This window comes from Pseudomonas alcaligenes, assembly GCF_014490745.1.
GTDB classification, from domain to species: domain Bacteria; phylum Pseudomonadota; class Gammaproteobacteria; order Pseudomonadales; family Pseudomonadaceae; genus Aquipseudomonas; species Aquipseudomonas alcaligenes_C.
In genome coordinates this window covers 2,227,117-2,241,722 of record NZ_LZEU01000001.1, presented here as the reverse complement: position 1 = coordinate 2,241,722, position 14,606 = coordinate 2,227,117, and the positions used below count along the sequence as shown (strand labels likewise).

Below are 14,606 nucleotides of genomic sequence, written 5' to 3'. Positions count from 1 at the left end.
GGGCCTTGTTGCTGCGGCGTTGAACCTTACAGGCTCAGATCGCGCACCGATGCCTTGAGGAACTCGCGCTTGAGGTCTTCATAGGTGTGCACTGCCGGAAACTGCGGGAACTCGCGAATGACATTGTCCGGAGCATGGAACAGGATGCCGGCATGGGCTTCGCTGAGCATGGTGGTGTCGTTGTACGAGTCGCCGGCGGCGATCACACGGTAGTACAGGCTCTTGAAGGCAATGACCGACTGACGCTTGGGATCCTTCTGGCGCAGCTGGTAGCCCACCACGCGATCGGTCTCGTCGGTGATCAGCTTGTGGCACAGCAGGGCCGGGAAACCCAGCTGGCGCATCAGCGGCTGGGAGAACTCGTAGAAGGTGTCGGACAGGATCACCACCTGGAAGCGCTCGCGCAGCCAGTCAACGAATTCCACAGCACCCTCCAGTGGCTTGAGGGTGGCGATCACTTCCTGGATGTCGGCCAGCTTCAGGCCGTGTTCATCGAGGATGCGCAGACGCTGCTTCATCAGCACGTCGTAGTCGGGAATGTCCCGGGTGGTGGCCTTGAGTGCTTCGATACCGGTTTTTTCGGCGAAAGCGATCCAGATTTCCGGAACCAGAACACCTTCGAGGTCGAGGCAGGCGATTTCCACGGGAGTCTCCTAACAGGTTGTTTGAGGGGCGGCACTCTATCAGCATGCCGCAGAGCTGGTAAACCGGCAGTTGGCCTGCGTCAGACGCCCCTGTGATACCATCACCCACCTTGATTTCACTGCCAATCGACAGGACAGCACAGATGACGTTCGACCTGGATCGCATCAACGCCGAACTCGGAAAAGATGCCGAAAAACTCGTGGAGTGGGCACTGGGTCTGGGCAAGACCACGATCTGCACCACCAACTTCCGCCCTTTCGAGGCGGTGATCCTGCACATGGTCACCCGGGTCAAGCCGGATACCCAGATCATCTGGATGGACAACGGCTACAACACCGAAGCGACCTACAAGTTCGCCGATGAAGTCAGCCAGCTGCTCAAGCTGAACCTGAAGACCTACCTGCCGCTGCGCTCGCGCGCGCATCGCGAAGCCATCGACGGGCCGGTACCGGCGCTCGACGATCCGCGTCACGAGGCCTTCACCGCCGAGGTCAAGCTTGAGCCCTTCGCCCGCGCCCTACGTGAAGCAGCACCGCAGGTCTGGTTCACCGCCCTGCGCGCCAGTGACACCGCCGTGCGGGCGCAGATGGATCCGGTGAGCATCAACCCGGACGGCCTGATCAAGGTCGCACCCCTGCTGCACTGGAGTTCCAAGGATCTCTATCAGTACCTGGTACAGCACAACCTGCCGAACAACTTCGACTACTTCGACCCGACCAAGGGCGAAGACAACCGCGAGTGCGGCCTGCACCTGAACCACTGACGGCAGTACACTGCACAAACAAAAGGGGCGCTCTGGAGCGCCCCTTTTGCATTGTCGTGCAACCCGTCGGACTCAGTAGACCGGCAGCTTGACCCCGTCGAACAGCTCGTCCAGCTCGGCCTTGGTGTGGCACTGCACCGCCTTGGCCATCACGTCGCGGGTCAGGTGCGGAGCGAACTTCTCGATGAAGTCGCACATGAAGCCACGCAGGAAGGTACCACGACGGAAGCCGATCTTGGTCACGCTGGACTCGAACAGGTCGCTGGCATCCAGCACCACTAGGTCGTTATCGAGCTTGGCGTCGACCGCCATGCGCGCCACGATGCCAACGCCCAGCCCCAGGCGCACATAGGTCTTGATCACGTCGGCGTCGGCCGCGGTGAATACCACTTTTGGCGTCAGGCCGCGATGGCTGAAGGCTTCGTCTAGCTTGGAGCGGCCGGTGAAACCGAATACGTAGGTGACGATCGGGTGTTCGGCCAGAGCTTCCAGGGTGAGCTTCGGCAGCTTGGTCAGCGGATGGCCTTGGGGCACGATTACGCAGCGGTTCCAGCGGTAGCAGGGCATCATCACCAGGTCGCCGAACAGCTCCAGCGCCTCGGTGGCGATGGCGAAGTCGACGGTGCCGTCGGCTGCCATCTCGGCGATCTGCATCGGCGTGCCCTGATGCATGTGCAGGGCCACTTCCGGGTACTGCTTAATGAAGCCACTGATCACCGGCGGCAACGCGTAGCGTGCCTGGGTGTGGGTGGTGGCAATGGACAGGGTACCCTTCTTCTCGTTGGAGAATTCCTGGGCAATCTGCTTGATGCTCTCGACCTTGCGCAGGATTTCGCCAGCCGTGGTGATGATCCGTTCGCCCGCCGGGGTGATGCGGGTCAGGTGCTTGCCGCTGCGGGCGAAGACCTCGACCCCCAGTTCGTCTTCCAGCAAGCGTATCTGCTTGCTGATGCCGGGCTGCGAGGTGTACAGGCTCTGGGCCGTGGCCGAGACGTTGAGATCGTGGTGCGCCACTTCCCAGATGTAGCGCAACTGCTGCAGCTTCATAGATATCCCTCAAAAGCAGATAGACGCAGCCTGACTGGCCAGCGACCTTTATATAACCATATTAATGGTTTAACGAATAAAACTAGACGATTTTTTGAGTTTTGCACGCCGTTCGTCTAAGGATTTGTCATAAGTCGGTGCGCGCCCGGTGTTGCAGCATGGGCACCAGGTAGACCGGAATCTCCGCCAGTTGCAGCACCCGCGCGGCCGTACGCCCCAGCGCCGTCTGTCGCGCTTCGCCATGGCTGTGACTGCCTACGACCAGCAGATCGACGCCCAGTTTCCGCGCCTCCTCCAGAATCACCTGCGCCGGATCGCCCTGGAGCACTCGCACATTGCGGATCGTCTCGCCATCCTGCTGTAGCTCTCCCAGCTCATCGCGAAAGCCTTCCAGCACCCGTAGCTCGATGCTTGCCATGACTGTGCTCAGGCCCTTGCTGCGCAGCTCCTCCAGGGTCTTCTCGTCGAGGTAGGTCTGCAGCACCGACTCGGCAAACAGGCCCATCGGCTCGACCGCGTGTACCACATACAGCTCCGCCTGGTAGGCCCGCGCCAGCGACATGGCATGTTGCAGGACATAAGGCGCGTACAGCCCCAGATCGGTGGCATATAGGATCGAACGAAACATGCGGCCTCCCGGAAACCCGCCAGCGGCCCTGTTCTGAGCTTAGCAGCGCGCCGTGGCGCGCAAGGCTGGCGGACGGGCGGACTAGCGCTGCAGCAGCTCGTTGCTCACGCCGTGGGGCACATGGCCGGTGGCCACCACCTCGCGCGCTTTCTCGCAGTGGCCAGCCTGATCATCGAAGAACACGTCGGCGGCAAAGGCCTCGAGGAACGCCGCCTTGTCCAGGCCGCCGAGGAACAGCGACTCGTCCAGGCGGATATCCCACTCGCGCAGGGTACGGATGACCCGCTCATGGGCCGGCGCCGAGCGTGCGGTGACCAGCGCAGTGCGGATCGGGCAGTTCTCCTCGGCGAATTCGCGCTGCAGGCGGTTGAGCGCATAGAGGAACGGCTTGAACGGCCCGCCGCCCAGCAACTCGCGGGCCGAAGCCTTCTCGTGATTCTGGAAGGCCTCCAGGCCGCCCTGCTGATAGACCCGCTCGGACTCATCGGAAAACAGCACCGCGTCGCCATCGAAGGCGAAGCGCAGCTCGTTGCTGGCCGCCCGGTGCGCGCCGCCGGAGAGAATGGTCGCCGCGGCGAACCCCGCCTCCAGGGCGCTGCGCACATCTTCGGCATGGGTGGAGAGGAACAGGTGGCTGCCGAAGGCCGCCAGGTAGGGGTACGGGCTACGCCCGCCGACGAAGGCCGCGCGCGAGATGCCCAGGCCATGGTGCTGGATCGAGTTGAATACGCGCAGGCCGGTGTCGGCGCTGTTACGCGAGACCAGCACCACCTCGACCCGCGCCTGCTCCAGGCGGGCATTGAGACTGAGCAGCTTCTGCACCAGGGGAAAGGCATCACCCGGAGCGAGGATCTCGTCCTCATGGTCGATCTGGTACTGGCGGTAGGCTTCGACGCCTTCGCTTTCATAGATGCGATGACTGTCGCTCAGGTCGAACAGTGCCCGCGAGGAGATCGCCAGCACCAGCTTGTCACCCAGCCCCTTGCCCATGCCAGCCTCCTCAGCGTTGATCCAGAAAGCGCAGCGCCTGATAGAGCATGCGCACCTTGGGCAGCTCGCATCCGGCCGCGGCAGCCGCCTGCAAGGGGGCCCCGTAGATGGCCTGCAGCTCGAGCGGACGCTGCTGCGCGAAATCATGGTACATACTCGGCAGGTAGTCGGGCATCCGCGCGGTGGCCGCCAGCAGGCTGTCGGCATAGCCCTCCGGCATACCGTGGCCGCAGGCGGCAGCGCCCTGTACCACTTCCTGCATCAGGGCGCGGATCAGTTCCTGGCTGTCGGTATTGCCCATCAGCTCGCGGGTGCCAGTGCGCAGCAGCACCGAGAGGCCGTTGTACGGCACGTTCCATACCAGTTTCTGCCAGCGCGCCTGCTCCAGGCTGGGCATCGCCAAGCTGTCCAGCCCGGCCGCGCGAAACAGTGCCGCACCCTCTTCCACTACGGCCTGCTGTGCGGCCGCGGTCACCGCAGGGCCGGAGTGGTAGCCAAGATTGACGGCGCCCAGGGCCTGGTGCGCGATTACCCCCGGCGCTTCCCGGTGCACGCAGATGAAACACAAGCCACCCAGCAGATGCAGCGAGTCCGGTAGCAAGGGGCGCACCTGCTCCTCGACAGCCAGGCCGTTCTGCAGCAGCACGATCCTGGCCCCTGGCACGGCAACCCGAGCCAGTAGCGGCGCGATCTCCAGGTTGCCGGTGGTCTTGGTGCCGACCAGCAGCCAGTCGCAGGGCGGCATCTGCTCCGCGCTTGCCCAGGCCTGCACGACCGGCAGCTGCAGGCGACCATGCACGGCGCTGTTGAGCAGCAGGCCATTGGCGGCCACTGCCGCGTATTCACTGCGCAGCAGGAAATGCACATCGAAACCGGCGCGCGCCAGCATCAGCCCGTAGAAACCACCGATGGCCCCGGTGCCGATAATGCCGATCCGCGGCTTGCGCTGTTCGTCCATCAAGGTAGCTCCTCCGGCTCTCGCGCCAGGGCCTGGCGCAAGGCGACTGCAAGTACGGTTGCGTGCAGCGGGGACTGCACCGCGCCAAAGAATTGACCATCACGAACCAGAAACAGACCAGGCAAGTGGAAAACGCCATAACGCTGCACCAGGCCGCCGTTCTCTCCGGCATCCACCCAGCACAGGCGCTCGACTGGCAGGCCCATGCCAGACAGCTCGCGACGCGCCCAGCGGCAGCTGGCACAGCCTATGCTGGTGAATATCACCAGCGAGGTGCCCGGCAGATCCAGCAACTGGCGGTCGGCATCGAAGTCGGTCAGCTCGAGACTGGGCACTATACTGAAGGTCAGTGATGTCAAATGAGTGGCATCCGGAGTAGTCAACATGCGGCGTTTTCTGCGTCACCCGAGCGACATGCCGGTTGAGTTGGTGCAGCGCAAACATGCGTTCCTGCCCCGGCAAAGGTTGAACAATATCAGTCTCGGCGGGGTTGCATGCAATTCCAGCAAGGGCTTTCGCAAGGGGACGGCGGTCGAACTGCGCATCCCCCTGCTGGGCGAGCAGGCCTGCTATCCAGGCGTGGTCGCCTGGTGCCGCAAACAGCCACAGGACTACCTGGTGGGCATCGCGTTCATCGACGAGGACACCCTGTTCCGCGCGCGCATGGTCGAGCAGGTCTGCCAGATCGAGCACTACCGCCACCAGCGCGAGCTCGAACTGGGCCAGGCCATCCCGGTCGAGGCGGTTGCCAGCGAGTGGATAGCCATGCACGCCGCGGAATTTTCCAGCGCCAGCCTGAACCCGCTCTAGCGGTCATTTCCCGCCACTTACCACCTCTGGCCCATTGTCGAGCCGGGCCTTAACGCGCTAAGGTTCCGCTTCCCCGCTGCGCCCATAACAATGCCGCGCCCCTGGCGCCAGGCATCCGGACCTGATGAGTAACACGATGGCTGATTTACCGATCGACGATCTCAACGTTTCTTCCAACGAAACCCTGATCACCCCGGCGCAGCTCAAGCGCGAAATCCCCCTCACCGACGCCGCCCAGCGCACCGTGGCCCATGGCCGCGAAGTGGTGCGCAACATCCTCGACGGCAAGGATCACCGCCTGTTCGTAGTGGTCGGCCCCTGCTCGATCCACGACATCAAGGCCGCCCACGAGTACGCCGAGCGCCTCAAGGCACTGGCCGCCGAGGTGTCGGACAGCCTGTTCCTGATCATGCGCGTGTATTTCGAGAAGCCGCGCACCACCGTGGGCTGGAAGGGACTGATCAACGATCCGTACCTCGACGACTCGTTCAAGATCCAGGATGGCCTGCACATCGGCCGCCAGCTGCTGCGCGACCTGGCCGAAATGGGCCTGCCCACCGCCACTGAAGCGCTCGACCCGATCTCCCCGCAATACCTGCAGGATCTGATCAGCTGGTCGGCCATCGGCGCCCGTACCACCGAATCCCAGACCCACCGCGAGATGGCTTCCGGCCTGTCCTCGGCAGTGGGCTTCAAGAACGGTACCGACGGCGGCCTGACTGTGGCGATCAACGCCCTGCAATCGGTCTCCAGCCCGCACCGCTTCCTCGGCATCAACCAGGAAGGCGGCGTCTCCATCGTCACCACCAAGGGCAACGCCTACGGCCATGTGGTGCTGCGTGGCGGCAACGGCAAGCCGAACTACGACTCGGTCAGCGTGGCTATCTGCGAGCAGGAACTGAACAAGGCGAAGATTCGTCCGAACATCATGGTCGACTGCAGCCACGCCAACTCCAACAAGGATCCTGCCCTGCAGCCGCTGGTGATGGAGAACGTCGCCAACCAGATTCTCGAAGGCAACAACTCGATCGTTGGCCTGATGGTCGAGAGCCACCTGGGCTGGGGTAGCCAGTCGATTCCGAAGGATCTCTGCGATCTCAAGTACGGCGTTTCCATCACCGATGCCTGCATCGACTGGGATGCCACCGAGAAGACCCTGCGCAGCATGCACGCCAAACTCAAGGACGTGCTGCCCAAGCGCCAGCGCTAAGCACATGCGCCAACAAAAACGCCGGGCAATGCCCGGCGTTTTTATTTGGCCGCTCCAACCTCAGTGCTTGAGCTGCTGGCGCTGGCGCCGCTCGAGGTAGCGTTCGACATAGGAACACGAGGGGATCACGGTATAGCCCATGCTCTCGGCGTAGCTCAGCGCCTGCTCGGTCAGGGCCGCGGCAATGCCACGGCCACGCAGGGGATTGGGGACGAAGGTGCGGTAGATATCCAGCGTCTGCTTGCCCAGATCCATGTAGGCCAGGTAAGCACGATGACCTTCGACGACGGCCTCGAACTGATGGCCGGCCTGGTCATGACGGATGGATAACGCCTCGCTCATTTCTGCTCCTCAACGGGCTCTAGAAGAGAACCCTTACCTTATCGATCTTTTCCAAGCGGAGAAACATCTCCGCGTTGCCCGTGCCGAACTGCACGCTCAGGAATGCCTTGCCATTTTCCACCTTATGCAGGACGCCCTGATAATAGGCACCATCATAAGTAATGAACTGTAGCCGTTTGCCAGCATAGTCGGGCAGGCTGGCAACACTGACGAACTCGTATTGTGGCGAGGCCTGGGTCTGCTCGACCACTTCGGCGCGTACCAGCTCATTCGGCTCAGGTTCGCGCGCCGCTCGTGGATCGACCCAAGAAAACGCCAGGGGTTCCACCGACTGCTGATTGATCAGCAGTACCGGCCGCAGCATCGCCACCACATCCTTGGCCTCGAAGAACTGCAGACCGTCCCAGGTCATGCCCTCGGTCGGGTTCAGCTCGACCCGCAGCGCCTGCGGATCCTTGAGGTAGCCACCCAGCGCCGCCAGCAACTTGGGATCCAGGGCAATCCGCTGCGAACGCAGGGAGCTGTCCAGATGCTCCAGGGCCGTCTGCAGATAGACCTCGTCGCTCTGCCCCATCTTGCCGGCGCAGTAGCTGTTGACCTTGCGCTGGTACTGGTTGTCATTCAGCTCGAGGGTCATCATCGACACCCGCGGCGGATTGACCCGCAGATCGCCCGGTTTCTCCGACATGTTGGCCAGCGACAGGCTGACCCGGTACTCACCCATGTCGCGGGTATCGGCCGTCATGTTGAACGTCAGGGTCTGCGCCCCCGGCTGGAACAGGTAGGAGAACTGCGCGTCGGTCTCCAGCGTGCGATAGCCCATCTCCAGCAGCTGATCGACACCAATGCTGTCGACGTTGCCGCAGGCGACGCTGGACAGCGCGCTATCCAGATTCTTCTCGGTGCTCGGCGCCTTGAGTGCTTCCATGAACGGGCCGTGCACCTCAAGGGCCAGTCCCTTGATGTTTACCGCCATCTGCTCGGGAAACTTGCCCTCCGCCAGTCGCTCCCTGAACGACAGCAGATCCATCAGCCCCTTGAACTTGAGTTCCGCATGCTCGATGCGAAATTCGTCATTGGCTGCCGGCACACTCACCTTGATGCCCGATACACCAACCCGCCCGTCGAAAGAAGAAGTGATCCCCGAGTAGCTGACCTGCATGAAAGGGGACAACTGCTGCACCGCATCATTCATGATCGAACGCACCGAGAGCCAGAGCGAGACCTTGATAAGAAGTGCAATCGCAAGAATGGAGAACAGGCCCCATTTAACGAGCTTCGACATTTGGACGTCCTTGATTAATTCCGGGATTACATCCATCCGGATGGTTGGCAGGAGCGATGGTAACAGGCTGTCAGTTTGCCAGCCATGCGAACTGAAAAGACGTGGCAACTCGTCGTCTTAACTCGTACTCAAGCGCGTGCGAGAGTCCGCAACCCCATCAGAACTGTATGTTTTTTATACAAAAAGATGAAAAGTTGTGCTGTAGCGAAAAAAAAACGTCTCTCTTGCGCAAGGTCAGTTTACTTACTACAAGTAATGAGTAGTATGTAGCCCGGCTAATTTCCCAAGCTCGGGAAGTTGCTTTTATGGAAAGTCCACCTTAAGGGGAACACGATGAACAACGTTCTGAAATTCTCTGCTCTGGCCCTGGCAGCTGTTCTGGCTACCGGTTGCAGCAGCGTCTCCAAAGAAACCGAAGCCCGTCTGACCGCTACCGAAGACGCAGCTGCTCGCGCTCAGGCTCGTGCTGACGAAGCCTACCGCAAAGCTGACGAAGCTCTGGCCGCTGCTCAGAAGGCTCAGCAGACCGCTGACGAAGCCAACGAGCGCGCTCTGCGCATGCTGGAAAAAGCCAGCCGCAAGTAATTCTTGCCAAGGCTTTGAAGAAGCCGACCCGGTTCGCCGAGTCGGCTTTTTTATTGCCCACAGTAAATCGCAGCCAATAAAAAACCCGCCGCTGTTACCAGACGACGGGCTCTTCAGATGTAACGCGATCAGAGCTCGAGCGGCGCCTCGCCCTGGATCACCGGATCCTGCGGCACAGCAATTTCCACGGGCAGACCGTCTTCAGCCGCCACCACATCACGCACCACCTCCCAGTCCAGACGCAGGCGACCGGCCAGGTCATCACGCTTGAGCAGTGCGTTGATCACTGCAGTGTGCTTGTCGACCACCGAGGGCGCGCCCTGGTCATCCAGCGGCGCATGGGCTTCGAGGTAGACCTTGCCGCCACTCAGACCAAATTTGTAGGGCTCGTTGAGGATGCGCACCGAAGTACCCACCGGCGCCATCTTCGCCAGTTCCAGCACATTCTGGTTGAGCATGCGGAAGCAGCCATGGCTGACACGCATGCCGATACCGAACTTCTTGTTCGAACCGTGGATCAGGTAGCCCGGCGTACCGAGGGTGAACTTGAACGGCCCCAGCGGGTTGTCCGGGCCTGGCGGCACATAGGCCGGCAGCGGATCGCCATCGGCAGCGTGCTCGGCACGGATCGAAGCTGGCGGCGACCAGCCCGGATTCGGCGTCTTGCCGGTGATGGTGGTGTGGGCAATGGGCGAACCCCAGCCTTCACGACCGATCCCCAGCGGGAAGGTGTGCACTACGTTCTGCCCTTTCGGGAAGTAGTACATGCGGTACTCGGCGAGGTTGATCACGATACCTTCGCGCGGCCCCGGCGGCAGGATGAAGCGAGTCGGCAGCACGATTTCCGTACCGACGCCCGGCAACCAGGGATCGACGCCCGGGTTGGCCGCCACCATTTCCAGGTAGCCGAGGTCATTGGCCACGCCCAGGTCGGCAAAGGTGTCTTCGTACTTGGCCTTGATGACCTGCACCTGACCGACGATATCCTCGCCAGGTGGCGGCAGGGGTAGCTCGAGGGCTGCGGCGGAACCAGCCATGAAGAGACTGGTGAGTGTCAGGGAACGGGCGACGGCTGGAACGCGCGACAACATCCGGAAATCCTTGGCAAAAATGGCTGATGGAAAGACTCGGGATTGTACACCGGGCGGCCGCGTGCCGGGGAGCCCTCAGGCATCAGCCCAGATTGGCCGCTCGCCCTGGCGCTGGGCTTCCAGCACGCTGCGACAGGAGGGGCACAGGCGCTTGTCGCGCAGGCTGGGGCGCAGCACCTCGCACATCACCGGCAAGGCCGGCAGCAGACCGCCGCACAGGGTTCGGTCGGCATGGCTGCCCAGCTCCAGCTGGCGGGCCACCAGGTGCACGCGCGCCTCGCGACAGGCGAACAGATCCAGCTGTTCGTCCGGTACGATCAGTTGGTAGGCGTGCAGAGACCAGGCAGGACGCGGCATCGAGTGCTCCGGGGAAGGATTGCCACGATAGCGGAAAGCCAGCAGCCGGGGAAGCGTCAGAGCAAGGGCTGCAGCAGCGGCCAGGCATTGTCCAGCAGGCGTGTCTGCGCCGCCGCAGAGGGGTGGATGCCGTCGCTCTGGATCATGCCATCGACACCGCCGACGCCTTCCATGAAGAACGGCACCAGAGCGACCTGCTTATCCCTGGCCAGCGTGCTGTAGACCTCGGCGAACGCCTGGGTATAGCGCGTCCCGTAGTTGGGTGGCAGGCGCATCCCCAGCAGTAGCACCTGCGCACCGGCGGCACGGGACTGCTCGATCATGCTCGCAAGATTCTGTTGCAATTGCCCAGGCGCCTGACCGCGCAGGCCATCGTTGCCGCCCAGCTCGATGATCACCACCTGCGGCCGATGCTCTGCAAGCAGCGCCGGCAGGCGTGCCAGGCCGCCCGAGCTGGTGTCGCCACTGATCGAAGCATTGACCACCTGGTAGGCCAAACCGCCCTCGGCCAGGCGTTTTTCCAGCAAGCTGACCCAGCCCTGCCGGGTATCCAGGCCAAAAGCGGCGCTGATACTATCGCCGACGACCAGCAGGGTGGCAGCCTGCACACCCTGCGCCCAACACAGCAGTGCCAAGACACCGCTTACCCACCACGACGCACGCATCGGACTCTCCATGAGCGCCAGCATTCTTTCTGCGCGGCACCTTAGCAAAGTGGTTTCCAGCGCGGAAGGCGAGCTGGACATTCTCCACGACCTCAGCTTCGACCTCGAGCGTGGCGACAGCCTGGCCATAGTCGGCAGCTCCGGCTCGGGCAAATCCACCCTGCTTGGCCTGTTGGCCGGCCTGGATCTGCCCAGTAGCGGCGACGTCTTCCTGGCCGGCCATGAACTCACCCGCCTGGACGAAGACCAGCGCGCCCGGGTGCGCGCCGAGCAAGTCGGCTTCGTCTTCCAGTCCTTCCAACTGCTGGACAACCTCAACGCCCTGGAAAACGTCATGCTGCCGCTGGAGCTGAAGGCCCGCCGCGATGCCCGCGAGCAGGCTCGCGAGCTGCTACGCCGAGTCGGCCTGGAGGCGCGCCTGAGTCACTACCCGCGCCAACTGTCCGGCGGCGAGCAGCAGCGAGTCGCCCTGGCCCGCGCCTTTGCCGCCGAACCGGCGGTGCTGTTCGCCGACGAGCCGACCGGCAACCTCGATAGCCATACCGGCGAGCGCATCAGCGACCTGCTATTCGAGCTCAACCGCGAAGGCGCCACCACCCTGGTACTGGTCACTCACGACGAACGCCTGGCCCATCGCTGCCGGCGCCTGATCCGCCTGGAAGGCGGTCGCCTGGTCGACAGCGTGGAGCCCTGATGCACGCGCCTCGTCTGCACCTGCTGAACCTGGCGCTGCGCCAGCTGCTGCGCGATGCGCGAGCCGGCGAGCTGCGCGTGCTGTTCTTCGCCCTGCTGATCGCCGTGGCGTCCAGCACCGCCATCGGCTTCTTCAGTGCCCGCCTGAACGGCGCCATGCTGCTGCGCGCCACCGAGTTCCTCGGTGCCGACCTGCTGCTGAACGGCAGCGCCCCGGCCAGCGCCGAGCAGCTCGAGCGCGGCCGGCAGCTGGGCCTGGAGCACGCTCAGGTGGTGGAATTCTCCAGCGTGATCGCCACCGACCAGGGCATTCAGCTGGCCAGCGTCAAGGCGGCGAGCCCCAACTATCCGCTGCGCGGCGCCCTGAAAAGCGCCGCGGCGCTCTACCAGGCGGAACAGGCTGGCGGTGGCCCGGCGCCCGGCGAGGTGTGGGTCGAGGCCCGCCTGCTGGCCGCTCTCGATCTGCAGATCGGCCAGTCCATCGAGGTCGGCAACCTGCCCCTGCGCCTGAGCCGGGTACTGACCTACGAACCGGATCGTGCCGGCGACTTCTACAGCCTGACGCCACGAATACTGATGAACCTGGCCGACCTGCCCGCCACCGGCGTGGTGCAACCCGGCAGCCGGGTGCGCTACCGCGAACTGTGGCGTGGCACTACGGAAGCGCTGCAGCAATACCAGCAGCAAATCGAACCGGGCCTGGCCGCCCATCAGGAGCTGCTCGGCGCCCGCGACGGCAATCGGCAGATCGGCGGCGCCCTTGGTCGTGCCGAGCGCTACCTGAACCTCGCCAGCCTGGCCGCCGTGCTGCTGGCCGGCGTGGCCGTGGCACTGTCCGCGGCCCGTTTCGCCGCCCGCCGTTTCGATGCCAGCGCCCTGCTGCGCTGCATGGGCCTGTCACGTCGCGAAGCGCTGCAGCTGTTCGGCCTGCAACTGGCCTTGCTCGGTCTGCTGGCCAGCCTACTTGGTGCTCTGCTCGGCTGGGTCGGCCAACTGGTGCTGTTCAAGCTGCTCCAGGGCCTGATGCCTGCAGGCGTGCCACCGGGCGGCGCTCTGCCGGCACTGGCCGGGATCGCCACCGGGCTGGTCGCTCTGGCCGGTTTCGCCCTGCCACCGTTGGCGGCGCTGGGCCGCGTTCCGCCGCTGCGGGTGCTGCGTCGCGACCTGCTGCCCGTGCCGCCGAGCTCCTGGCTGGTGTACGGTGCGGCGCTACTGGCCCTGGGGCTGATCATGTGGCGGCTGAGCCTGGATCTGCGCCTGACCCTGGCCCTGCTCGGTGGTGGCCTGCTCGCCACCCTGCTGCTCGGCGGCCTGCTGGTGCTCGGCCTGCACAGCCTGCGCCGCCTGCTGGCCACGGCCAGCCTGCCCTGGCGCCTGGGGCTCGGCCAGCTGCTGCGCTACCCGCTGGCCGCCGCCGGCCAGGCTCTGGCGTTCGGCCTGATCCTACTCAGCATGGGCCTGATCGTCTTGCTGCGCAGCGAGCTGCTGGACACCTGGCAGGCGCAGCTACCGGCCGAGTCGCCCAATCACTTCGCGCTCAATGTGCTGCCAGCCGAGCAGGCCGCCTTCGCCGCCCACCTGGCCCGCCTGACCCCCACCCCGGCGGTGCTCTACCCCGCCGTGGCCGGGCGCCTGACCGAGATCAACGGCAAGCCGGTGCAGCAGCAGGTCAGCAAGGACTCCGAGGGCGAGCGCGCCACCCAGCGCGACCTGACCCTGACCTGGTCCGAGCAGCTGCCCAGTGGCAACCAGCTGCTGGCCGGGCACTGGTGGGAAGCGCCGCGCCCGGACGGCCTGGCCGTGGTGTCGGTGGAATCGCGACTGGCGCAGAGCCTGCAGATATCCCTCGGCGACGTGCTCACCTTCAGCGTCGGCGGGCTGCAGCGCCAGGCCCGGGTCAGCAGCCTGCGCAAGGTCGACTGGGACAGCTTCCAACCCAACTTCTACATGGTCTTCCAGCCCGGCACCCTGCAGGATCTGCCCACCACCTACCTGACCAGCTTCTACCTGCCGCCGCACAGCGAGCAGAAACTGGTGGAGCTGGCCCGCGCCTTCCCGGCGGTCACCCTGCTGCAGGTCGAGGCACTGCTGGAGCAACTGCGCAGCATCCTCGCCCAGGTCACCCTGGCGGTCGAATATGTCCTCCTGTTCGTTCTCGCCGCTGGTCTCAGCGTGCTGTTTGCCGGCCTGCAGGCGACCCTCGATGAGCGCATCCGCCAGGGCGCCCTGCTGCGCGCCCTGGGCGCCGAACGCCGACTGCTGGTGGCGGCCCGGCGCACCGAGTTCGCCCTGCTCGGTGCCGTCAGCGGCCTACTCGCCGCCCTCGGCTGCGAACTGGTGAGCTTCCTGCTCTACCGCTTCGCCCTCGACCTGGCCTGGCAGCCGCATCCCTGGCTTCTGCTGCTGCCACTGCTGGGCGCCCTGCTGATCGCCGCAGCCGGCACCCTGGGCACGCGCCGGGCGCTCAACAGCAGCCCGCTGACGGTACTGCGGGAAGGTTGAGCGGCTTGCTAGAATCCCGCCACCTTCCCGACCTT

General features: G+C 64.1%; 17 protein-coding genes. 6 read left to right on the top strand and 11 right to left on the bottom strand.

Annotated features, from left to right (window positions below; translation table 11 throughout):
- Positions 1–26: 26 nt before the first annotated feature.
- Positions 27–644 carry a bifunctional phosphoserine phosphatase/homoserine phosphotransferase ThrH gene (gene thrH, locus A9179_RS10220; protein WP_187805707.1) on the bottom strand — a complete coding sequence of 206 codons (618 nt, stop codon included), beginning with the start codon at positions 642–644 and terminating at the stop codon, positions 27–29.
- Positions 645–787: 143 nt separating this feature from the next.
- On the opposite strand from thrH, the gene A9179_RS10215 reads away from it, so the two are divergent.
- Positions 788–1,408: a phosphoadenosine phosphosulfate reductase domain-containing protein gene (locus tag A9179_RS10215; RefSeq protein WP_187805706.1), complete on the top strand. Its 621-nt coding sequence runs from the start codon at positions 788–790 to the stop codon at positions 1,406–1,408.
- A 72-nt stretch (positions 1,409–1,480) separates the two neighbouring features.
- Here the strand turns inward: A9179_RS10215 and cysB are convergent, their stop codons facing one another.
- The 5 genes from cysB to A9179_RS10190 form a co-directional block, all read right to left on the bottom strand.
- Entirely contained in the window at positions 1,481–2,455 is a 975-nt protein-coding gene (gene cysB / locus A9179_RS10210; protein WP_187805705.1) for an HTH-type transcriptional regulator CysB, read from the bottom strand.
- A gap of 127 nt (positions 2,456–2,582) precedes the next feature.
- Positions 2,583–3,083 carry a universal stress protein gene (locus tag A9179_RS10205; protein WP_187805704.1) on the bottom strand — a complete coding sequence of 167 codons (501 nt, stop codon included), beginning with the start codon at positions 3,081–3,083 and terminating at the stop codon, positions 2,583–2,585.
- An 81-nt stretch (positions 3,084–3,164) separates the two neighbouring features.
- Positions 3,165–4,073: a 5'-nucleotidase gene (locus A9179_RS10200; protein ID WP_187805703.1), complete on the bottom strand. Its 909-nt coding sequence runs from the start codon at positions 4,071–4,073 to the stop codon at positions 3,165–3,167.
- 10 nt (positions 4,074–4,083) lie between these two features.
- Positions 4,084–5,031 carry a putative 2-dehydropantoate 2-reductase gene (locus A9179_RS10195; protein WP_187805702.1) on the bottom strand — a complete coding sequence of 316 codons (948 nt, stop codon included), beginning with the start codon at positions 5,029–5,031 and terminating at the stop codon, positions 4,084–4,086.
- On the bottom strand, positions 5,031–5,417 hold the full coding sequence (locus tag A9179_RS10190) for a YbbN family protein (RefSeq protein ID WP_187805701.1): 387 nt from the start codon (positions 5,415–5,417) through the stop codon (positions 5,031–5,033). Before A9179_RS10190 ends, A9179_RS10195 begins: the two co-directional genes overlap by 1 nt.
- Between A9179_RS10190 and A9179_RS10185 the strand changes: the two genes are divergently transcribed.
- Both A9179_RS10185 and A9179_RS10180 read left to right on the top strand, forming a co-directional pair.
- The gene (locus A9179_RS10185) at positions 5,416–5,841 is read left to right on the top strand and encodes a PilZ domain-containing protein (RefSeq protein ID WP_187805700.1); all 426 of its coding nucleotides are present in this window, start codon (positions 5,416–5,418) and stop codon (positions 5,839–5,841) included. The genes A9179_RS10190 and A9179_RS10185 overlap by 2 nt on opposite strands.
- 136 nt (positions 5,842–5,977) lie before the next feature.
- A complete protein-coding gene (locus A9179_RS10180; protein ID WP_187805699.1) occupies positions 5,978–7,051 on the top strand; it encodes a 3-deoxy-7-phosphoheptulonate synthase in 1,074 nt (357 codons plus the stop codon).
- 60 nt (positions 7,052–7,111) lie between these two features.
- Here the strand turns inward: A9179_RS10180 and A9179_RS10175 are convergent, their stop codons facing one another.
- Both A9179_RS10175 and A9179_RS10170 read right to left on the bottom strand, forming a co-directional pair.
- Positions 7,112–7,393, bottom strand: a complete 282-nt coding sequence (locus A9179_RS10175; RefSeq protein WP_187805698.1) for a GNAT family N-acetyltransferase — start codon at positions 7,391–7,393, stop codon at positions 7,112–7,114.
- 19 nt (positions 7,394–7,412) lie between these two features.
- A complete protein-coding gene (locus A9179_RS10170) occupies positions 7,413–8,678 on the bottom strand; it encodes a hypothetical protein (protein WP_187805697.1) in 1,266 nt (421 codons plus the stop codon).
- 333 nt (positions 8,679–9,011) lie between these two features.
- On the opposite strand from A9179_RS10170, the gene oprI reads away from it, so the two are divergent.
- A complete protein-coding gene (gene oprI / locus A9179_RS10165; protein ID WP_003448337.1) occupies positions 9,012–9,263 on the top strand; it encodes an outer membrane lipoprotei OprI in 252 nt (83 codons plus the stop codon).
- Positions 9,264–9,391: 128 nt separating this feature from the next.
- Here the strand turns inward: oprI and A9179_RS10160 are convergent, their stop codons facing one another.
- The 3 genes from A9179_RS10160 to A9179_RS10150 all read right to left on the bottom strand — a co-directional run bounded on the left by A9179_RS10160 (position 9,392) and on the right by A9179_RS10150 (position 11,376).
- Positions 9,392–10,354 (bottom strand): L,D-transpeptidase family protein, encoded by a 963-nt coding sequence (locus tag A9179_RS10160; protein ID WP_187805696.1) that lies wholly within the window; start codon positions 10,352–10,354, stop codon positions 9,392–9,394.
- A 75-nt stretch (positions 10,355–10,429) separates the two neighbouring features.
- Complete coding sequence (locus A9179_RS10155) at positions 10,430–10,711, bottom strand: hypothetical protein (protein ID WP_187805695.1); 282 nt, start codon at positions 10,709–10,711, stop codon at positions 10,430–10,432.
- Between the two features lie 56 nt (positions 10,712–10,767).
- A complete protein-coding gene (locus A9179_RS10150; protein ID WP_187805694.1) occupies positions 10,768–11,376 on the bottom strand; it encodes an arylesterase in 609 nt (202 codons plus the stop codon).
- Positions 11,377–11,386: 10 nt separating this feature from the next.
- Here A9179_RS10150 and A9179_RS10145 point away from each other — a divergent pair, with 10 nt between their 5' ends.
- Together A9179_RS10145 and A9179_RS10140 are read left to right on the top strand one after the other, a co-directional pair.
- Entirely contained in the window at positions 11,387–12,070 is a 684-nt protein-coding gene (locus A9179_RS10145) for an ABC transporter ATP-binding protein (RefSeq protein ID WP_187805693.1), read from the top strand.
- The gene (locus tag A9179_RS10140) at positions 12,070–14,571 is read left to right on the top strand and encodes an ABC transporter permease (protein ID WP_187805692.1); all 2,502 of its coding nucleotides are present in this window, start codon (positions 12,070–12,072) and stop codon (positions 14,569–14,571) included. Before A9179_RS10145 ends, A9179_RS10140 begins: the two co-directional genes overlap by 1 nt.
- Positions 14,572–14,606 lie beyond the last annotated feature (35 nt).